The organism is Primorskyibacter marinus (assembly GCF_003313245.1).
In the GTDB taxonomy this organism is placed as follows: Bacteria; Pseudomonadota; Alphaproteobacteria; order Rhodobacterales; family Rhodobacteraceae; genus Primorskyibacter; species Primorskyibacter marinus.
On the sequence record NZ_QJSD01000031.1, the window covers coordinates 1 to 20,081 of the forward strand.

General features: G+C 61.1%; 22 protein-coding genes and 2 pseudogenes. 15 read left to right on the top strand and 9 right to left on the bottom strand.

Annotated features, from left to right (window positions below; genetic code table 11):
* From DMZ65_RS18285 to DMZ65_RS18315, 8 genes and pseudogenes are all read left to right on the top strand, one after another.
* The coding region (locus DMZ65_RS18285; RefSeq protein WP_157960648.1) for a Tn3 family transposase at positions 1-1,439 on the top strand (1,439 nt) is incomplete at its 5' end.
* Positions 1,440-1,509: 70 nt separating this feature from the next.
* Positions 1,510-2,163 carry a tripartite tricarboxylate transporter permease gene (locus DMZ65_RS18290; RefSeq protein WP_198662738.1) on the top strand — a complete coding sequence of 218 codons (654 nt, stop codon included), beginning with the start codon at positions 1,510-1,512 and terminating at the stop codon, positions 2,161-2,163.
* Between the two features lie 6 nt (positions 2,164-2,169).
* Positions 2,170-2,373: pseudogene (locus DMZ65_RS19950) on the top strand (hypothetical protein); the annotation flags it as partial.
* Positions 2,374-2,715 (top strand): annotated as a pseudogene (locus DMZ65_RS18295) (IS110 family transposase); the annotation flags it as partial.
* 156 nt (positions 2,716-2,871) lie between these two features.
* Positions 2,872-3,000: a hypothetical protein gene (locus DMZ65_RS20070; RefSeq protein WP_269801573.1), complete on the top strand. Its 129-nt coding sequence runs from the start codon at positions 2,872-2,874 to the stop codon at positions 2,998-3,000.
* Between the two features lie 137 nt (positions 3,001-3,137).
* On the top strand, positions 3,138-4,139 hold the full coding sequence (locus tag DMZ65_RS18305; RefSeq protein WP_116600182.1) for a TRAP transporter substrate-binding protein: 1,002 nt from the start codon (positions 3,138-3,140) through the stop codon (positions 4,137-4,139).
* A 116-nt stretch (positions 4,140-4,255) separates the two neighbouring features.
* A complete protein-coding gene (locus DMZ65_RS18310) occupies positions 4,256-4,699 on the top strand; it encodes a TRAP transporter small permease subunit (RefSeq protein WP_269801574.1) in 444 nt (147 codons plus the stop codon).
* Positions 4,700-4,702: 3 nt separating this feature from the next.
* Positions 4,703-5,983, top strand: coding sequence for a TRAP transporter large permease (locus tag DMZ65_RS18315; RefSeq protein ID WP_116600183.1), 1,281 nt, complete (start codon positions 4,703-4,705; stop codon positions 5,981-5,983).
* A 505-nt stretch (positions 5,984-6,488) separates the two neighbouring features.
* Here the strand turns inward: DMZ65_RS18315 and DMZ65_RS18325 are convergent.
* From DMZ65_RS18325 to DMZ65_RS18365, 9 genes are all read right to left on the bottom strand, one after another.
* The gene (locus DMZ65_RS18325) at positions 6,489-7,118 is read right to left on the bottom strand and encodes a GntR family transcriptional regulator (protein WP_232825062.1); all 630 of its coding nucleotides are present in this window, start codon (positions 7,116-7,118) and stop codon (positions 6,489-6,491) included.
* 10 nt (positions 7,119-7,128) lie between these two features.
* Positions 7,129-8,202 carry an ABC transporter ATP-binding protein gene (locus DMZ65_RS18330; RefSeq protein WP_116600186.1) on the bottom strand — a complete coding sequence of 358 codons (1,074 nt, stop codon included), beginning with the start codon at positions 8,200-8,202 and terminating at the stop codon, positions 7,129-7,131.
* On the bottom strand, positions 8,195-9,931 hold the full coding sequence (locus DMZ65_RS18335; RefSeq protein WP_116600187.1) for an ABC transporter permease: 1,737 nt from the start codon (positions 9,929-9,931) through the stop codon (positions 8,195-8,197). The genes DMZ65_RS18330 and DMZ65_RS18335 overlap by 8 nt, the downstream gene beginning before the upstream one ends.
* Before the next feature lie 57 nt (positions 9,932-9,988).
* Entirely contained in the window at positions 9,989-11,080 is a 1,092-nt protein-coding gene (locus DMZ65_RS18340; protein WP_116600188.1) for an ABC transporter substrate-binding protein, read from the bottom strand.
* Positions 11,077-11,931 (bottom strand): alpha/beta hydrolase, encoded by an 855-nt coding sequence (locus tag DMZ65_RS18345; protein ID WP_116600189.1) that lies wholly within the window; start codon positions 11,929-11,931, stop codon positions 11,077-11,079. Before DMZ65_RS18345 ends, DMZ65_RS18340 begins: the two co-directional genes overlap by 4 nt.
* A 126-nt stretch (positions 11,932-12,057) precedes the next feature.
* Positions 12,058-12,888: a carbon-nitrogen hydrolase family protein gene (locus DMZ65_RS18350; protein WP_116600190.1), complete on the bottom strand. Its 831-nt coding sequence runs from the start codon at positions 12,886-12,888 to the stop codon at positions 12,058-12,060.
* Positions 12,885-13,790 carry a proline iminopeptidase-family hydrolase gene (locus DMZ65_RS18355; protein WP_116600191.1) on the bottom strand — a complete coding sequence of 302 codons (906 nt, stop codon included), beginning with the start codon at positions 13,788-13,790 and terminating at the stop codon, positions 12,885-12,887. The genes DMZ65_RS18350 and DMZ65_RS18355 overlap by 4 nt, the downstream gene beginning before the upstream one ends.
* A gap of 298 nt (positions 13,791-14,088) precedes the next feature.
* Complete coding sequence (locus DMZ65_RS18360; RefSeq protein WP_116600192.1) at positions 14,089-14,772, bottom strand: helix-turn-helix transcriptional regulator; 684 nt, start codon at positions 14,770-14,772, stop codon at positions 14,089-14,091.
* Positions 14,772-15,446, bottom strand: coding sequence for an RraA family protein (locus DMZ65_RS18365; protein ID WP_116600193.1), 675 nt, complete (start codon positions 15,444-15,446; stop codon positions 14,772-14,774). The genes DMZ65_RS18360 and DMZ65_RS18365 overlap by 1 nt, the downstream gene beginning before the upstream one ends.
* 105 nt (positions 15,447-15,551) lie before the next feature.
* Here DMZ65_RS18365 and DMZ65_RS18370 point away from each other — a divergent pair, with 105 nt between their 5' ends.
* The 7 genes from DMZ65_RS18370 to DMZ65_RS18400 all read left to right on the top strand — a co-directional run bounded on the left by DMZ65_RS18370 (position 15,552) and on the right by DMZ65_RS18400 (position 20,016).
* Positions 15,552-16,418 (top strand): LysR family transcriptional regulator, encoded by an 867-nt coding sequence (locus DMZ65_RS18370; RefSeq protein ID WP_116600194.1) that lies wholly within the window; start codon positions 15,552-15,554, stop codon positions 16,416-16,418.
* A gap of 86 nt (positions 16,419-16,504) precedes the next feature.
* Positions 16,505-16,702, top strand: a complete 198-nt coding sequence (locus DMZ65_RS18375) for a hypothetical protein (RefSeq protein ID WP_157960684.1) — start codon at positions 16,505-16,507, stop codon at positions 16,700-16,702.
* Positions 16,703-17,174: 472 nt separating this feature from the next.
* Positions 17,175-18,200, top strand: coding sequence for a replication initiator protein A (locus tag DMZ65_RS18380; RefSeq protein ID WP_116600196.1), 1,026 nt, complete (start codon positions 17,175-17,177; stop codon positions 18,198-18,200).
* Between the two features lie 110 nt (positions 18,201-18,310).
* Positions 18,311-18,985, top strand: coding sequence for a ParA family protein (locus DMZ65_RS18385; protein WP_116600197.1), 675 nt, complete (start codon positions 18,311-18,313; stop codon positions 18,983-18,985).
* A complete protein-coding gene (locus DMZ65_RS18390; RefSeq protein WP_116600198.1) occupies positions 18,985-19,335 on the top strand; it encodes a hypothetical protein in 351 nt (116 codons plus the stop codon). The genes DMZ65_RS18385 and DMZ65_RS18390 overlap by 1 nt, the downstream gene beginning before the upstream one ends.
* Positions 19,336-19,390: 55 nt before the next feature.
* Positions 19,391-19,732 carry a type II toxin-antitoxin system RelE/ParE family toxin gene (locus DMZ65_RS18395; protein ID WP_116600199.1) on the top strand — a complete coding sequence of 114 codons (342 nt, stop codon included), beginning with the start codon at positions 19,391-19,393 and terminating at the stop codon, positions 19,730-19,732.
* Entirely contained in the window at positions 19,729-20,016 is a 288-nt protein-coding gene (locus tag DMZ65_RS18400) for a helix-turn-helix domain-containing protein (protein ID WP_116600200.1), read from the top strand. Before DMZ65_RS18395 ends, DMZ65_RS18400 begins: the two co-directional genes overlap by 4 nt.
* Positions 20,017-20,081: the final 65 nt, after the last annotated feature.

Genomic DNA, 20,081 nt, shown 5'->3' on the forward strand with positions numbered 1-20,081 from the left:
ACCCACAACCTATTCTGGCACCCCTCCGGAAGGCGCTGACACAACAATATCAGCGCACGAACGCCAATGCTGCTGCCAATCCACATCTGAAGGTACGTGCCGATGGCACCTTCCACATCGCTACCCCGGCAGCCGGGGCGGATGGTTCCAGCCCAACCAATGAACTGTTTCCTCAACGGCACGATGTACCGCTGGCACAGGTGCTTGAGACGATCAATAATCACTGCGCGATGCTCGGCGCTTTCGAACACTGGCAGCAGACCCACATTCGTCAGGCGGTCTCCCGCCCCGCACTCCTGGCTGGGATCATGGGCCTTGGATGTGGAATCGGCGTGCGCAAAATGGCAAGGATCTCGTCTCGCGTGACCGAGGGCGAACTGGAACACATCGTTAATTGGCGGTTTTCTCTCGACAATATCCGCGCCGCGAACGACGCTGTGGTCAAAGCTATGGATGAGATGGACCTGCCCAATATCTATCGGAACAAGGCGGACAAGCTGCACACCGCCAGTGATGGGCAAAAGTTCGAGGTTCGCGGCGAAAGCCTCGCTGCCAGCCGTTCGTTCAAGTATTTTGGCCAGGGACAAGGCGTCAGCGCCTACACATTCGTTGATGAACGCCACATCCTCTGGCATTCCCTTATGATCAGCGCTGCTGATCGGGAAAGCGCGTTCGTAATCGATGGCCTCATGTGCAATGACGTCGTCAAAAGTGACATCCATTCCACCGACAGCCACGGCTACACCGAAGCCATCTTCGGGATGACGCACCTGCTGGGCTTTTCCTTCGCCCCACGGATCAAAGGCATTGGAAAACAGACCCTCTACATCTTCAAGCCGGACCGCCCAAGGGATCATGATTGGATCATCGCGCCGGACAAAACCATCAATGAGACCCTGATCCGCGAAAACTGGGATGCTCTGTTACGTCTGGTCGCCACCATCAAGCTCAAGGAAAACACCGCGTCCGACATCTTCCGGCGGCTCAATTCCTATTCCCGGCAGCACGCGCTCTATCAGACTCTGAAAGCCTTCGGGCAGATCATCAAATCGCTGTTCATCCTGCGCTATGTCGATGACCTGAGCCTGCGGCAGGCCATCGAACGTCAGCTCAACAAGGTCGAACTCGCCAACCGCTTCACCCGCGCTGTCGCCGTTGGCAATCCCCGCGAGTTCACCCAAGCCGAAAAAGAGGAACAGGAGATCGCCGAGGCCTGCAACCGCCTCATCAAAAACAGCATCATCTGTTGGAACTACCTCTACCTCGCCCACCAACTCGAAAGGGCCCCGGATGAGGAAACCAAAGAAAACCTGCGTCGCACGATCGCCGCACACGCCCCAATGGCCTGGGCACACATCAACATGCTCGGCGAATACGACTTCTCTGATGATAAACTCCGCGACGCGCTCGGAATCCTCCCCCTGAAATCAGCCGCCTGACACACCCTCCAGATCAGGGGGAGATAAAACAGGAAAAATCACAACGAATTAACCGCTTACAGAGATCCCTGTGGGACCAAACGTTCCTTTATGCCGACGGACCCAAGGCGCCATTGAAGGCGTCGCAGCGCCGGAAGCCGCAAACAACGCAGCTGCTCAGACTTCCTTCATTCCGATGTTGGCACTTGGCATTCCGTCCAACGCGATGATGGCGATGATGATCGGCGCCTTGCTGATGCAAGGCATCCAGCCCGGCCCGCCCATGGTTGAGAAGCAGCCCGAGCTTTTCTGGGGTCTGATCGCCTCCATGTGGATCGGAAACGCGCTTCTCCTCGTGCTGAATCTGCCGCTGGTCGGGATCTGGGCACGGATTATCAGCGTGCCTTACAACCTTCTCTACCCTTCCATTCTCTTGCTGTGCTGTGTTGGCGTTTTCGCGATAAACAACAACGAATTCGACATCCTGATCATGTGCGGCTTCGCGTTGCTTGGCACGGTTCTGACGCGCTGCGGGGGTGAGCCGGCCCCACTGCTGATCGGCATGATCCTGGGTCCGATGCTCGAGACCTATTTCGCGCGCACAATGGCGTTGGCACGGGGCGATCTGACGGTATTCCTGACCCGTCCAGTCAGCGCGGTTCTGCTCTTGGCCACGATTTTCATCGTGGGGCTGGTCTGCCTTCCGAGGTTCGCCCGCGCGCGGGATCGCTCGCTTGCCGAATAGTCCCGGGTTGTCGCAGCCGAACGTCGGATTGAAGGCCGGATCATAGATCGGCTCAGCAATGAGATGAGAGAGCGGCTGAACGGATTGCTGGCGGAAATGGTCGAGGACATTGTCAGCCGGTTCGTTTGGCTGCGGCAGTTTGAGGTGGGCGGCAACTCGGCAGGTGCATCCCGGCTTCTGGACAGGTTGGAATACTTGCAGGCATTGGGATTGACCGCTACCTATGCTACCCTTTCGAGCTTGTTGGTCGCCATCGACATTTCCAAGCACCGCCACGAGGTGTTGATCGGAGTTCCGGGCAAGAAGCGGCGTCACCGCATGACGATCATGAACACGTTGGAGGACTTCCAACGCCTGTCTGCGGCACTCGTCAGCTACGACCTGCGAGTTCGGATCGGGTTCGAAGCGACCGGCAACTATCACTGGCCGCTGGCGCATCATCTCGGCCAGGCCGGGTTCGAATTGAAGCTCGTGTCCTCCGTCGGGCTGGCGCGGACGCGCGGGGCCCTGCACTACAGCTGGGACAAAAACGATCCGCAAGACGCCCAGGTGAGAACAGGCGTGCAATTTTTGACCCCGTAGATGGTATTAAGCAATGCCGCGCAAGACTGCTCCCTGTGCTACTTGAAGCTTAGTTGCAAGATCTTGCAGGTTCAGCGAAGCGATATTCCATGCCACGCTTCCATCAGGTGCAGGGGAGCGAAAGGCATGAATTTCAAGATCGTCACATTAGGGACGCAGGAGCTGCAAGCGCTGCGTAGATCCTTCGGTGATGGCGTGCCTGAATCGTTTTCTGGCAACGCTCAGGTTTTCGCCTGGCGCGGTGCCAGCCTCTAGTTGCCCCGCGGAACGCAGCCCCCTGCGGTGCGGTTGTTGCGTGAAAAATAATGGCAGGACGTACCTTCTCAGAGGCCGACCCTGTCCTGCCAAGCGGCCAGAATACCGGCCATTTTCCAGCAAGCGAGGATAATCTCATGATCAAGAAAGCAGGCTACATCTTCTGCGCTGCACTGACACTGGTCGTGTCTGGCGCAGCGAGCGCAGACACGACCTGGCGCATGGCGACCAAAATGCCGGTGGACAGCCCAGAAGGTCGGGTGTTCGAGAGGTTTGCAGAGCTGACCGAGGATTACACCGACGGCGCATTGACAATCACCGTCTTCCCGAACGAGCAACTCGGCAAGGAGGACGCTGTTCTCGAACAGTTGCAGGCAAATATCATTCAGCTGTACGCCGAGAGCTACGGCTACATGAAGAAATGGGAGCCAGCGCTGGACTGGACCGCACCGTCATTTGTCTTTGACGACTACGATCACTGGGTCCGCTTCATGCAAACGGATCTCGTAAAAGGCTGGTTCGACAATGCCGCGGATCAGTCTGGGGTCGCCATGCTTGGTGATCCGACACGCATTCTGCGCGGCCCCTTCCTAGTTACGGTATCCAACGTCCCGATCAATTCAGCAGCAGATTACCAAGGGCTAAAGCTCCGCATGCACGAAAGCACTCGTGCCATCGCCACATGGACGGCGCTCGGGGCGGAGGTGATCACACTGCCCTGGACTGAGGTCTATCAGTCCATTTCCAAGGGGATTGTTCAGGGGCTCAACTCCCCGATCGCCTTGGTCGAAGCGATGCGCTTCAACGAAGTCGCGCCATACATCACCCGGATTGACGAGTTCTGGCAATCGATCGGCTTTATGGTGAATGCCCAAGCCATCGACGCCCTGGACGAGGAGACGCGCGCCGGGCTGCTCAAGGCCTATGAGGAGGCGGGTGCCTACTCGCGCGAACTGATGTTCGAGGTCGCGAAGCAGAGCATTGCACGGATGCAAGAGGAAGGGGCAACCTACTCGATTCTGGACACGTCGCCCCTGATCGAGACCATGGCAAGGTACTACGAGGAACAAGAAGCCGCCGGGAAACTCCCAGCGGGCATGCTGGATGCCATCGAAGCGACCCGAGCCGGCTCACAGTGAGACAGCATACACAATCCACGGAGAGCCTGCTTCGGCAGGTTCTCCAACATCTTGATCAGCTGAACTGGTCGCTGGCTGGTGCGTTTCTGTGGGCGGCAAACCTGTGTTTGCTTGCGATGCTGTGTCTGACCACGGCCACAATCATGCTGCGCCCTTTCGGTCTGGCTATCTACTGGATGTGGCCCTGGACAATGGTCTTTTTCATCTGGCTCAGTTTCTTCGGGTTCTTCGCCCTTTACGCGCGGCTCAAGGATATCCGAATAGATTTCATTGCGCAGAGACTCGGGCCTGTGGGCATGGCCGTGACCCGCATCGTTGCCGATCTTGCGGCGCTCTTCCTGGCGGCTCTTCTGCTTATGCAGGTACCAACGGTGCTAGCCACCTCCACTGGGGTGCACGACGGTGCCGTCCTGCCGTCAGGCGGAGAGGTCCCGCGCCTCTTCTTGTCCCTCCCGCTGTTCTTGTCGACTGCTCTTGTTGCGATCACTGCCCTGATTGATCTCGCCAAGATGTCGGTTGGTCTGCCCGAGAACACTGCCCCCTCTCATCTGGAACTCTGAGACATGGCATGGATACTGTTCGGAACTTTCCTCACACTGATCTTGTTGCGCGTTCCGATCTCGATCGCCATCGGTACGGCCACGCTGCTGACGTTCCTCACCTCTGAGTTTTCGCACGCTCTCCAAATCATCCCGCAGCAGATGCTGGAAGGCGTGAACAAGGCGTCGCTGACCGCCGTGCCCTTCTTCATCATGGCCGGCAACCTGATGAATGCCGCAGGCGTCACCGAGCGTATCTTCAACTTCGCGAACGCCGTCGTCGGCCACATGAAGGCGGGGCTAGCACAGGTTAATATCCTGTCTTCAATGATCTTCGCCGGCATCTCGGGTGCAGCGGTTGCTGATTGTGCCGGCCTGGGCGCGATCGAAATCAAGGCGATGCGCGAAAGGGGATACAAACCCGACTTTGCCGCCGCGATTACCGTTGCTTCGTCGGTTGTCGGGCCACTAATTCCACCATCCATAGGTCTTGTTCTGTACGCATTTTTGGCGCAGCAATCCGTCGAACGAATGTTCCTGGCAGGTTTGATCCCGGGAGTTCTCGTTGGGCTTTCCCTGATGATCTACGTCCGCGTTGTGGCGCAATTCCGGGAGTTCCCGACCCAGCCTCGTGCGCCCCTATGTGAAGTCACGGGTACCGCGAAGCATGGCATCCTGGCGCTGATCGCGCCGGCCATCATTCTTGGATCGATCATGTTTGGCTTCGTCACCGCAACGGAAGCGGGTGTGCTGGCCTGCCTCTACTGCATTGCGATAGGGATCTGGTACCGAGAGCTGACGGTCCGAAGCTTCTTTGAAGCGCTTTCAGATACCGCGATGATGACAGCGGTCATCATGATTATCATCTCTTTCTCCATCGCGATGGGCTGGTTGCTAGCCATCGATCAGACACCGCAGAAGCTGGCTGATGTGGTCTTTTCGCTGACCGAGAACAAGGCGGTCTTTCTCGGCCTTCTGCTGTTGTTCATCATCATGGTCGGATGTGTCGTCGAGGGAGTGCCTGCCATGCTCATTCTGGTGCCCACCCTTCTTCCGTTGATTGATGCCTATGGCATTGATCGGGTACATTTTGGCATCATCGTCCAGCTCGGATTGCTGATCGGCATCGCAACACCGCCGATGGGTATCGGATTGTACATTGTCTCCGAAGTCGGACGCGTGCGCTTTGAACAGGTAACGCTGGCTATATTGCCCATGCTGGTTCCGCTGTTTGTCGTGTTGCTTCTTCTGACGTATGTGCCTCAGACTGTGACATTCCTACCTGACCTCTTCCTGGGGCCCTGAGAAAGGGCGGGTGGCCGCTTCCTTCATCTTCGCGGTCCTTTCCGGACCGCGAATCGACCCACAGAACGGGGCACACGCCCCCTGCTCTGCCCCCTGAAAACTGGATCGTTTGAAGCTGGAGTTTTCCGCTAAGTTTTGCTGGCTGGGAGAGGAGCGGAATCGTATGAAAGCATCGAAGTTCACGGAGGCCCAGAAAGCCTTCATTCTGAAGCAAGGCGAGCCAGGCACGCTGATCTCCTCGGACGGCATCATGGCGACGTAGGTGTCAAAGCCGTTGGTCGAACCGGTCTTGTTCGGGAACATCGGACCATCTAACGGAGCGGTGCGCGGGGCCATGATCATGACGGCACCGTCATTGCCATTTTCTACCTCGGCGGGGTCGACAGGCCACGAATATTCTTCCCAGATCATCGCTTGGGCGAAATGGGCGGTATCCGAGCCTGGCGACGGCAGAGCAGTTCGTCTGCCCCAGCGCTTCGCTACCCTGACCCGTACAGACCCGCCATTATGAAGGGTCCTGCCAACGGGTCAGATGTCGCCGGGTCACGTCCCGGAGCGCATCCGCATCCCGTGTCGCGACCGCTTTGGCCATATCGAGATGATCCTGGCTCGACCGGCGCACATTGGTGCCGACGGACCAGCTAGACCAGTCACCCGGAAGATCCCGTTCGCGCAGGTCGTTGATCGTATCGGCCAGCAGGCCGTTAACCAGCGGCGTGACCAGCGCGCGGTGGAAGGCGTGGTTGAGGGCGCACATCTTCGGATAGGGCAGCACGTCAACGCCCATCTCGAAGGCCTCCGCCGCCGCCCGGATGCGGGCAACGTCCTGTGCCGTGGCAGACGCAACGATCGCCTCCGCGGCCGGAAGCTCCAGCATCAGCCGTACCTCGGTGATCTGCGCGCGCACCTCGGCCGAGGGCTGAACAACGCGGAAACCGCGGTTTGGGACATGTTCCACCATCTGCCCTGCCGCCAGCGTCGCCAGGGCGGACCGCGCCGAAGCGCGCGTACACCGGTATCGGTCCTGAAGATCGATCTGGCGCAGCCATTCCCCCGGGCGCAGCGCACCCAGCACGATGTCGCTGCGCAGCCGCTCGGTCACGTCCGCGGCGACAATGGTGTTTGATTTGCTCACGCCCCTGCCCTCACTGATCCGCGGCGAAGACCACCGCATCCTGCTGTCGGATCCAGATGCGCCCGGCCCCGCGCGGCTGCGGCCTCTCGACGCTCAGCCGGATCGCCGTGCCGGCCACGTGGGCCTCCTGCACGAAATGATCGCCCAGGTAGCTCTCGGCCCCGAACTCCACCCTGAGTTCAGACGCATTTTCGCGCGGCTCGCAACTGACCAGATGAGGGCGCACCGCCAGCAGCTGCGCACCCGCCGCAAGCCGGGCATCCGGCGTATGGGCCCGGATCACCTGGCCATCGCTCAGCGTGACCTCGCAGGGGCCGGCTTGGGGGACGGCCGCGCCAGATACCTGAAGGAGGTTGGCGCTGCCGATGAAACTGGCCGCGAAGGGATGGCACGGCGCGCTCCAGATCTCCTGCGGGGTGCCCAGCTGCACCACCTTGCCGCCACGCATCACGACGATGCGGTCGGACATGGCGAGCGCCTCGTCCTGGTCGTGGGTGACATAGATCGTCGTCAGCCCCAATTCTCGCTGAATGTCCTTCAGCCACACCCTCGCCTGCTGGCGCAGCTGCGCGTCCAGATTCGACAGCGGCTCGTCCAGGAGCAGCAGCGGCGGGCGGAAGACGATGGCGCGGGCCAGCGCCACGCGCTGCTGCTGGCCACCCGACAGCTCGCCGGGGTAGCGTTTGGCAAAGGGCCCCAGCTCCACCAGCTCCAGCGCCTCGGAGACGCGCCTGGCCCGCTCCGCCGCCGGGACCTTGCGCAGCCTCAGCGCCATGCCGACATTGTCCTCCACCGACAGGTGGGGCCAGAGTGCATAGCTCTGGAACACCACGCCGAACCCCCGCGCCTCGGGCGGCAGGTAGGTGCCGGTGGCGGCATCTGCCAGCACGCAGCTGCCGAAGGTGATGCGCCCGCCCGTGGGTTTGTCGAGCCCGGCAATGGAGGCCAGCGTCGTGGACTTGCCACAGCCCGAGGGCCCGAGAAGGGTCAGGAACTCGCCCTCCTGCACAGTCAGATTGATGCCGTCTATGGCGAGCGCCGAACCATAGCGGCGCGAGAGGTCGGAAAGAACGAGTTCAGTCATAAATCTTAACCTTGAAGAGGACGCGGGCGAGGATCAGAAGCACGGCGATCAGAACGATTTGGAAAGAGGCGAAGGCGGCCAGCGGCCCCACGTCGCCGTTGGTCCAGAGTGACAGCATCGACACGCCCATGACCTCGAGCCCCGGAGCCATCAGGAAGATGGCGATGATGTAGGACTTCAGGTGGAAGACGAAAAGCAGGATGAAGCTGCCCAGCAGCGCCGGCTTAAGAAGCGGCAGCAGTACGATCCGCATGGCACCCACCCAATCGGCACCGACGGTCCGGGCGGCCTTGTCTAGGTCGCGGCCAATCTGCACGATGGCGGGCTGGATGACGCCGAGAGCCAGCGGCAGGGTCGCCATCACATAGGCCACGACGATGATACCGATGTTGCCCCGCAGCCATCCCATGGGTGGCAGGATGACGGCGGCGTAGAAGACCCCGAGGCCGGTGATCATACCCGGAACGATACGCGGCGAATAGGCCAGCGCCTCCAGCGTGCCGGACCAGCGAAAGTCGGAGCGCTGGATCACCAGTGCGACAGCCACCGCCATCAAGGTGCCAAGGCTTGCCGAGAGCAGCGAGATTTCGACCGTGTTCCAGATCGCCCGAACGTTTGCCTCATCCGCGAAGAGCTTGGCGAAGTTGCTGAGGGTCAGGACCTGGGTCACTGGCACCAGCGGCGACAGGAAGGAGGTGAAGGCGCGCAGGATGATCCCCGCCACCGGCACCACCACCGTGGCCAGCAAGAGCACGGCGAAGACTGCCGCCAGCGGCCAGCGCAACCGGCCAAGGTTGAGCGTCATCGGGCGCGTGCCCTTGCCCTTCACCGTCTCGTAGCGGTGACCTTGGCGCAGCAGAAGGCGCTGCACGATCAGGGTCGAGCCGACCAGCGCCATCAGCAGCAGTGACGAGGCCGCGACCAGCCCGTGGTTCGGATTCGAGGCGGCGATACCCTCGCCGTAAAGGAAGGTCGAGAGGGTGTCTATACGGGCCGGGCGCGCCAGGAACAGCGGGATCGACAGGGTTTCCACCGCGATCACCAGATTCAGCGCCGTGGAGGTGATGATCGACGGGATCATCAGCGGCAGCGTCACCTTGCGCAGCACCTGCAAGGGCCCTGCCCCGACGGTCCGTGCCGCGCTTTCCAGCGTCGAGTCGACCGAACGCACCGCGCCGTAAAGGCAGTAGAGATAGGCCAGCGGCGCCTGGCTCACCCCGGCAACGATGGACATGCCCGCGATGGAATAGAGGTTCCACGGCATTCCGCCGCCCACCTGCTGGGCAATCGACTGCGTGATGAAACCAGAGGGGCCATACATCACCACCCACCCCAGGGCGAAGATCAGGTGCGACAGATAAAGCGGCCACATCAGAACATCACCCATGATCTTGCGCCCCGGCATGTCGGTGCGCCCGATCAGCAGGGCGGCGGCAATGCCCAGCACCTCGGCTATGACCACGCTGAACAGCGCAAAGAGGCCGGTGGTCAGGGCGATGCGGCCGATCCGCTCATCCCGGACCAGCTGGCCAATGTTGTCTAGGGTGAACTGCCAGCCATCGGAATAGAGCGGACGGTCGACGAAGACCTGCAGCAGGATCGGCAGCGCGGGTGCCAGCATCAGCGCGGCCGTGATCGCGAAGATCAGCCACTGCGCCAGACGGGCGCGGTCATAGCGCGGCGCGGCGCTCGACGCCGGATCGGACCCGGTCAGGGACAGGTGGGCCATGGAAATTTCCTTTCAGATCGGGACCGGCACGGGGAGCGGTGCGCCGGTCCCTTCAGGTCACATCTTGAAGGCGTCGCCCCAACGGGCGTTGAAGGCCTCGAAGCCAGCGACCATCTCTTGATCGTAGTCGATCAGGATCAGGTTCTCCCGGCCGCCGACCACCGCAAGCACCTGATCCAGCGAGAAGGCGTTTTCGCCCTCCGGCGTGACCCCGGGGCGATAAGCGGTCAGGTTGCCGGCGGCCACGCCGTACTGGCCGGCCTCCGACAGGACGAAATCCAGGAAGACCCGGGCGGCGGCGCCGTGCGGTGCCTCGGCGGTGATGCCCATGCCGCGCAGGAAGACCGGCGTCCCGTCCGAAGGGAAGGTCCAGCCCAATACCTGGCCGATTCCGTCATCGAGCTTGCCAAAGACCACCGGGCCGGACACGAAGAAGGAGGACGAAAGCTCACCGGTCAGCGTGCGTTCGATCATCCCGCCTGCACCGCCGCCCGGGCGCGTCAGCGGACCCGCGGAGGCGAACCAGTCCCAGGCCGCATCGCCGTGAAACCTGGCGAAGGCGTAGCCGACGGAGCCCCCGAAGGCATAGCGCCCGTCATAGGTGCCCACCTTGCCCTCGAAGATCTCGGGGTGGGCCACGATATTCTCGAAGTAGTCCTGCATGGAGCTTACCTGCAGCTCTTCGGGGACGGTGATCTTGTTGTAGATCGTCACCATCGGGTCGGCCGAGAAGGTGTAGAGACCGGGCTCTGGATAGGACCACGCCGGCAGGTTGGCCTGCTCGGGCGAGACATAATCGGCCAAGGTGCCTGACTCGACCGCGCGGCTCCAGTCAGGGATCGAATTGGCGATGACCATGTCGGCGCTGTCGACACCGGTGCCGATCTCCGCCTCGTAGCGGGAGAAGGCCTCGGACGGGCCCATCTCGACCGACTCCACCTTGATCCCGGGATAGGCCTCATTGAAGGCCTCCACCACGGGGTCGAGGTTGGTGCTCGACAGGTTGGTGTAGATCAGCAGCGCCCCTTCGGTCCTGGCCTGGGCGATCAGTTCCGCATAGTCGGCGGGGTAGCCGGCGGGGACATCCTGCGCCTGAACGGCGCCGGCGGTCAGCAGGGCCGCAGCCCCGGCGATCCAGTAACGGGTCATGTGTCACTCCTATTGGTTGTCTGGGGTTGGCTCGCGTCTTGGGGTTCGTCCAGCCAGCCGCGCAGGATCTGCGCAGCGGCCCCGGCGCAGGGGGCAAGCTTGTGCCCCACGCCGGCAAGTTCGGTGTAGGTGACCGGGGTGCCATGGGCCGCCAGGTCGGATCTCAGGCTGCGGGCCTTGTCCTGTCGCGACAGCCCCGCCAGTTCCGCATTCGCAGAGCCGAAGCGGGTGCCCGGCGCGCGCGAAACCAGCCCTGCCGCGCGATCCTCGGCACCAATCAGGATGGCCGTGGGCAGCCGCGCCAGCCCGGCAAGGTCGAGCGCTTCGCCCAGGGCGGCCTCCGCACCCTTGAGACCCGGCCACCAGGCCACGTCATCGCGCAGCAGGGTGACCCCGCCGGGGGCTGCCAGGATCAACCCGTCGAGGCGACCGGCCCGCACCAGCGCATAGCGCTGCGCGAACTGCGCCCCTCCGGAGAACCCGAAGAGCCAGAGCGCCCGGGGCACCTGTCCGAGGTGTCGCAGGGCGTCGTCCAGGATCGTATCCATCAGCGCCAGGTAGTCTTCGCTGCCGCCGCGCAGGAACTTGTAGTCATCCGCCACATCGGCCCCCTCCACGCTTTCGGGAAAGTAGGGCAGCAGCAGACTGACCTCCTCCCCGAAGTCCAGCCCGTCCAGCAGACCGCGCAGGTCGCGGTCGCTGCCGTGGGCGGCAATCAGCAGAGGGGCACCGGGACGGCGGGCTTTTCGCAACACATAGCGCCAACCGCCACCCGGAAGCTCGCGGACCGGCAACCCGTCCAGCCGTGCATCAGGTGTCGTCAGGGGATCGGAAGCGGCGGGACGTGTCATTCTTGAGCTTTCAGGCAGAAATTTTCAGATGTGCGGCACAGTAGCTGTGTTTTTGCCGCCTAGATTGGTGCCAATTTTTGGCTTGTCAAACTCCGGGCGATGTTGCCGCCCGCCGCACCACGCGATTCAGGCTTCATGCGTCACACCGTCAAGCCGACGGGTCTGGCCCAGCACCGGCAGGCGCCGGCGGGTCTCGGCAACCTCGGCCGGGTCGATCTCGGCCAGGATCACCGCCGGGTCATCCGCGGCGGTCGCCAGCGCCTCGCCCCAGGGCGAAATGATCCGAGACTGACCGAAGGTGGTCACCCCGTCGCGGGTGCCGCATTGCGTCGCCGCCACTACGTAGGAACCAGTTTCGATCGCACGCGCCGTCAGCAGCGGCTCCCAGTGCAGAGGGCCGGTGATGGGCGAGAAGGACGCCGGGATCATCAGCACCCCTGCTCCGGCGCTGGCCAATGCCTGGAAAAGATAGGGAAACCGCAGATCGTAACAGATCGCCAGCCCCAGCCTCATCCCTGCGGCCTCGCAGGTGATGGCGCCCCGCTCGCCGGGGGCGACCACGCGGCTTTCGATGAAATCCCCACCTCCGCCTAGCGCCACGTCGAAGGTGTGCAGCTTGTCGTAGCGTGCGGTGATCCGGCCGTCAGGGGCGATCATGTGGGACCGGTTGTGGATCCGGTCCCCCTGATCTTGCCGCAGAAGAAGAGACCCGGTGTGCAGCCAGATCCCCAGCTCCGCAGCCAGCGCGCGGCACAGCGACAGCGTGCCGTCCTCGGCCTCGGTCCGACAGGTAGCGGGGTAGTCAAACTGATCGCGCAGCAGCAGATTGGCGGCCTCCGGCAGGCTGACGACCTGCGCACCCTGCGCGGCGGCCTTCCGCACCAGCCTTTCGATCTCGGCGTTGTTGGCAGCGACATCGGCTGTCGAACACATCTGGATGGCGGCAAAACGGATCATGCGGCGACCTCGTCGAGGAAGCTCGAGACGCTGCGCATGCAAAGCGCGGGTTCTTCCACGTGGGGCATATGGCTGGACCGCCCAAGGATCACCCACTGCGCGCCCGGGATTCTCTCTGCATAGGCTTCTGCGGCGCGCGGCGTCGCCTCGTCGAAGCGCCCGGTCAGCACCAAGGTCGGCGCGGTGATCCGATGCAGGCGGTCCTCGATGGTCCAGTCCTTGAGCGTCCCGATGACGTGGAACTCGGTCGGGCCGTTCATCGTGTGATAGACGGTCGGATCGTCCTCGATCGCATCGAAGGTGGCCACGACCTCGGCCGGCCAGGGATCGGTGCGACAGACATGGGCGCGATAGAAGGCCTCCGTTGCAGCAAGGTAATCGGGGTGGCTGAAATCGCCGTCCTTCTCATGGGTCAGAAGTGTCTCGTGAACGCCGCCGGGCAGATCCCGGCGCAGGCGCAGCGCCTCTTCCACCCAGGTCGGGAAGGAACTGGGGGAATTGGCGATCACCAGCCCCTTGAGGCCTGGAGGCTGCAGCACCGCATGTTCCGCCGCCAGCATCCCACCCCAGCTTTGCCCCAAGAGGCAATAGCGGTCGCGAAGACCTAGATGATCCAGCAGCGTATCGAGTTCGTCGAGGAACAGCTCCACCGTCCAGAAATCCGCTCCTGCCTCGCGCAGATGGCTGGAGCGGCCGTTGCCCAGCTGGTCGTAGTGCACCACGGCGCAGCCCGTTTCGGCAATGGCGCGGTAGGCATCGACATAGTCATGGGTGCAGCCCGGCCCGCCATGGACCACGACCAGCGGCGGCGGCCCGGCGCGAAGATCGCCCGTTACGCGGTACCAGGTCCGGTGCCCCCGAAAGGGGCAATAGCCCTCTTCGCTGATCATCTCCTGCGGCATGCTGCCCCTCCTTCACGTCTTCCCATGATCCTGCGCAATCCCGCCCCCGCGGCGTAAGCTGCAAGATCTTGCAGGCTGCCCTACCCCCGCTCCGCCGATAGGCTTTTGCCAAAACGGAACGATGCGATGCCCCTTCCGACAGATCCCTGCGTTCCACCCTGCTGAGCGGCACGCCCCTGGCAGGTGCCTTCCTGTCCCTCGACGCCCCGACGTGGCAGAGGTCCTGGCCACCGCCGGGCTTCTCCTGCTGATCGTCGACCGAGAACATGCCGCTGCGCGAGGCAACCAGCCGGGCAGTTCAGGTGATCCAGCCCTGACGGGTGGCCAGCGCAACCGCGTGAGAGCGGTTGCGCGCCCCGAGCTTGACCGCCGCCGCCTGCAGGTGCTTCACAACCATGCTTTCGGACCGACACAGCACATGGGCGATCTGCTTGGCCGACAGTCCTTCGGCGGTATGGCCCAGGCACTCCGCCTCGCGCGGGGACAGCGGACCATGTGCCGGGGGCGTGCCGATCCGGTCCTGCAACCCGAAGGCCATCAGCGCAAATCGCGCCAGTGCCGCCTCCCCCACATCCGCCTCGACAAAGGCCGTCAGCGTGGCGAAGCCGCGCGCGGGCAGATGCAGCGGCACCGTCATGCCGCGCCCCAACCCCCAGGAGAGCAGCCGCTCACGCACCTCGCCGACCTCGGGCTGCGCAAGGTCGCCGGCAATCCGTGACGGCTCTCCGGCGTGATAGCTCCAGGCGAAGGGTTGCAGTATCTGCGCCGCCCGCCCCTGCACCGGATCGGCCCGGTAGAGCGCACGCCCACACCAATCCGCCACCAGCTGCTCGGCACTGCCGCGGGCCTCGATCACCTCGGGCAGGACAAAGCGAGCCGGGTCGGTGCTGAAGGGTTGCGGGGAGTAGTCGTAGACCAGCCCCTGCACCCCCGACCCAAGAGCGGCGAAGACCTGGTCGACCTGCGGCCCCGCCGCGCCCATCAGATGATCTCCTCGACCTGGGCGGCGACCATCTCGCTGGCACCGGAGAGTTCTCCGATGGGACGGCCCTTTTCCACGCCGGCGATCGTGCGATCGGTCAGCGCCTGCAGTGCCTCGGCCTTCGTCAGCGCCCGGTCTAGGTCCGCCGCATGCAGGCTGACGACCCCCAACCCGTCGGCAAGGATCGCGTCGCCCGCCAGCACCGGCACGCCGCCGACCGAGACGGGACGGTTCAGCGCCCCCCCCTGACCGGTCAACCGCGTGGTCAGCACGGCCTGTCCGCGACTGAAGACCGGCAGGCCAAGCTCTGCCAGTTCCTGCGTGTCGGTGTGGCAGCCGTCAATCACCACCCCGGCCGCCCCGGCATTGCGGATCGCCCGAGCCACCCCACCACCGAGACAGGCTGCCCGCCGGTCTCCGCGCCGGTCGATCACCAGCACATCCCCCGGCCGCAGCAGACCGGCTGCATGATGCAACAGGGTGGAGTCGAAGCCCGGCAGGCAGAGCGTCACCGCGGTGCCCACCAGCCGCGGCACTGGCACCACGGGGCGGATCTCCGGCACCATCACCCCGCGGTCGAGGAAATGCCCCAGCAGGACGGTCTCGAACCGGGCCAGCCGTTCCAACCTCTCGGCGGCGATCATGGCGGGCATAGGGGCAAGGGAATAGGTCATGGAATCTCCAACACGTTTTCCCTATCACGCAATAGACGTGTGCCGTGGGTCCACTTGAATTATCTAATCCAACCGATAGAGTTTTTCGATCACAACGGAGCGCCCATGCAGATCCACAGCCTGCGCACCTACTACTGGGTCAATCGCCTTGGCAGCTTCCGCAAGGCGGCAGAGGTGCTGAACATCTCACAACCCACCGTCTCGGCCAGAATCCGAGGGCTGGAAGAGGAACTGGGCGTGCCATTGATGTTGCGCGATGCAGGGCTGAGCCTGACTCCTCAAGGCGAGGAGCTGCTGAACTATGCACGGCAGGTGCTGCGCCTGACCGACGACCTGTCGTTTCAAAACGGCCCGGAGTCCCGTGCGGCACGATTGCGGCTGGGCGCCAACGGACCGGTTGCCGCCACTTGGCTGATGGCACTGGTCGACCACCTGGAAGCGCGACATCCGGCCCTGCGGCTGGAGGTAGAAGTGAACCAGAGTGCCACGCTGCTGAAGCACCTGGCGACCGGGCAGCTAGACCTCGGCTTTCTTTCGACCGATACGGCGCACCCTGAGCTGAAGCTGGCCCCGCTAGGTCAGTTCGCGATGATCTGGGTCGGCTCCCCCGGCAGGTATGGCCCAACGCTCGACAATGGCGCGCTCTCCCGCTCCCCCATCATCGGCTACAACTGGGAATCTCCGATCCACGACAGCACCCGCGTACCGGCCTACGGCCCGGGCCGGCATCGCCGGTTCACGCACTCCGACAGCCTCTTCATGATGATCCGCCTTGCGGTGAACGGTATGGGATTGGCGCTGGTTCCCGAGCTTGCGGTGCTGCAGGAACTAGAGAGTGGCCAACTAACCCGGATCGGTGTCGAACGGCCCCCCTATCCCCTCAAGGTATCAGCGGCCTACCGCCGGGAAAGTCTATCCACCTCAGCCCAAGATGCCCTGACATTCGCGGGTCACGCCATGTTTCCAAGGTAGCAAAGGCTGGGCTGCTGCTCGTATGTGCCTTACTCTCCTGCTCCAATATGGCTTTTCTTCGGTTAGGCAAGGTGTTTCGCAAGGCAATGGCCACGCATGACAACAACATGCCTGTGGTCTTCATTGCCGCTCTGGATGTGATCGACTGGCGGGACGCGTTGATCGAAGCCGACATGGACGAGAATACCAGGCTGTTCAATGTGCTGGCAGAAGAGCTCAGGATCTCAGTGAAAAGCAGGCCCACCTGTCGATGCAATTGCGCCTTGCGACGGAGCAGGCTCTGAACGCCGCCCTGCCGAAGATCCGGCGTAAAAGCCACAAGTGAGCGAAGGAAGGCACCTCCCCTGTCACAAGGACCACAGAGCTCTTGAGCGGGCCGCTGAGCCGCATCACGCCTCAAGAGCGAAACTAATCACACTGGCTCTTCTTGTCCTTCCTACGGCATGTGGAGTGGCGCTCATGCTGGGCTTGTTCTTTGGAAGCATCGCGATTCGCCAGGAAGTGAGGGGGCGTGAAGGTGTGGAGGTCTCGTGTGTTATATATGTGTTAGAATCTGTGTTACGGTTTCATGAAACGTCAATTAGATTAAAGAATTCAGGTACCTGCAAAATGTAAGTGCAGCTATTATCCCGATAAAGTGCAGCTGTTATCCCAAAAAGTGCAGCTGTTATCCCGATAGATCTTGCCCTGCAGTTAATATCCCGATAGGACTGCTGCTGCAGTTAATATCCCGATGGCATGTGAAGAGGTAGCTTTATGGAAAAAGAACAACAGCCCCTTCTTCCAGAACGCCATCCACAAGCAAATTTGTTCATCTGTGATGTAGCTGATGCTGTGATCAAAAGTGACATGGCTTCGATGGAACATCCGATCTTCACACTCTCGAAGAAGCCAATCCGGGAGGTGAAACGTTATGAGCATGGAGATGTTGTACTTGAAGTGACGCCTGGGCCCAAGGGCATCGCGAATATCTATGACAAGGATATTCTTATCTTTGCGATCAGTCAGATCATGGCGGCTCGGAATGAAGGTCGCCCCTATTCCCGTGAAATCCTGTTTCAGGCCCAAGACTTCCTGGAATTTAGCAACCGACATACTGGGGGGCACGACTACGATCTCTTGCGGGACTCTTTGGATCGTCTTGATAGCACACGTCTGCGCACGACCATCAAGACAGGTGGTGATGAAACGTGGGAGGCTTTCGGCCTTATCGATGGTGCAAAAATTAAACGCAAACGACACGATGGACGCGTCACTGAATGGGGCCTGCGCCTCTCTGAGTGGTTGTTCAAGGCTATCGAGGCGAATGAGGTTCTAACCCTTCATCCTGACTACTTCCGCCTTCGCAAGCCGATCGAACGCCGGATCTATGAAATCGCTCGCAAGCATTGCGGGGCCAAAGAGTCATGGCAGATAGGCCTGAAGAAGCTTCAGAAGAAATGTGGGTCAAGCGACGCGATCCGGAACTTCCGTTTGGCCGTAAGGGCACTTTGCGATTTTGATCACCTTCCAGATTATTCAGTCAGCATGGAAGATGACATGGTTTCGTTTCGCAATCGTACCTCAGTGCCTGTGGTTCCAGGCGCTGGGTATACGACAAAGTTACGGCCCGATACCCTTGAGGCGGCGCGTTTGGTTGCGCCAGGGTGGGATATCTATGTGATTGAGATGGAGTGGCGCGAGTGGGTTGTCGGCCTGCTTGAGCAAGGGATGGAACCACCGAGAAACGCCGACAACGCCTTCATCGGATTCTGCAAGAAGTGGGCAGCGCGTCATGCGTAGCATATTTTATGCCGTATTATATATCACGTTATAAAATATACCTCGTATAAAAAATAACGTGACATATTTTAGTTCACGTCACATAAAGGCAAAAACAACAGGCAAAATAGATGATTGTAAGCGTTCTGTCCCCCAAAGGTGGTTGTGGAAAATCCACCGCGACACTCACCCTCGCGTCCGTATTCTCCAACAACGAGGACCTGTCCGTCGCGGTTGTCGACGCCGACCCAAGACAGAGCATTGCGCGGGTTTGGCTAGGAAAGCGCCAATCAGAGAACCTTGGAGCCCCACCGTTCAAAGTCATTTCTGATCCTTCTGACGGTACGATCCTGGACACATTGGAAGACGCCGGTGAGACCAATGACCTCGTCTTCGTGGATCTTGAAGGCGTCGCCGGTTTAATGGCGTCCTACGCTGCGTCAGCGTCAGATCTCTGCATTATCCCTATGCGGCCGAGCGCTTTGGATGGCGATGCAGCTGGTGCAGCGCTTAAAATGATCCGCGATGCTGGTCGGGCGGCGAGGCGTACGGTGCCGGCGCGGATACTTATCACGCAAACTGACGCTGCAATCGTGACAAAATCCCACAAAGAGCTATTGGCTGAGCTTGATGGGGCTGGAGTTGAACGGTTGCAAACCGAGCTCATGCGCCGCGCACCTTTCGAACGCGTGATGGCGGAGGGTCGCACATTATTCGAGCTCCAAGAGAGCCAATCAGTCGCAAGTGCAATCAGAAACACGGCTCAACTAGGCAAAGAGCTCGCAGATATACTGGAGTCACAGTAATGGCTGGGAAATTCCTGAACCTCGATGATGACGATTTGGACCCGCCTTTGGCTCCCAAAATTGGATCCGGGCTGAAGAGCAAGCCAAAGAAGCCTCGTCCTAAAGCTGATGCAACCGCTGTAGCGGCTGCTGGGAAGGCTCATGGCTTTGATCGTTCAACTGAAGTTGTCGTGCCAGTTCAGGCGCAGAGAAGGGGGCGGCCGCCTCTGAACGAAGTTATGACATACTGGCGCATTTATGTTTCGGCTGAATTTAGGGAAGAACTGAACAAGCTCCGCGACGAAGAGGGTAGGCGGCTCAATGATGTTTTGGTCGACATGTTGGCAGCGTATCGAAAGAGCAAGACATGATCAGGTCAAAGATATGTGCGCCATTGACATATGCGCCATTGACGCATAGTTAACGATGACGAAGTTACAGACAATCGTGGAGTTGCCGGAGTTTCAGCGCCGATCCAAATCTATCATGTCGGACAGCGAACGCGAAGCGGCGGTCGCTTGGATTGCAGAGAACCCGGAAGCTGGGACATCCCTTGGAGGCGGACTACGCAAGCTACGCATCCCCCGTGAGGGCGGCGGTAAGAGTGGAGGCTTTCGAACGATTTACGTGTTCGGGGGGCGGCACATGCCAATCTTCCTCGTCACCGTCTTTGCGAAAAACGAAAAAGCAAACTTGTCTCCGAAAGAGCAGGCGGCCGCTGTTGAACTAAGCAAAGAGATCATCAGCATGTGGAGTGAAAAGCAATGAGCGCGTTTGAAAGCATCAAGCAGGGCCTGGAAGAAGCGAAGGCTTTCTCGAAAGGGCAGGGGGCTGACGCCCGTGTGCATGAAGTTTCCGTACCAGAAATCAATGTCGCTGAGATCCGCGCCAAGACAGGCCTGTCTCAGGCTGAATTTGCTCGCAGCATTGGTGTGGCCAAAGGCACTTTGCTGAACTGGGAGCATGGCCGACGCATCCCGACTGGGCCAGCGCAGGTATTGTTGGCGATAATTTCAAAGAAACCCTCTGTTGTTCAGGACTTTTTGAACTGAACGCGGTCAGCACGGTGCTGGGTACTATTTTCCATATACGGACTTATGGGTCGTGTCCCGGGGGG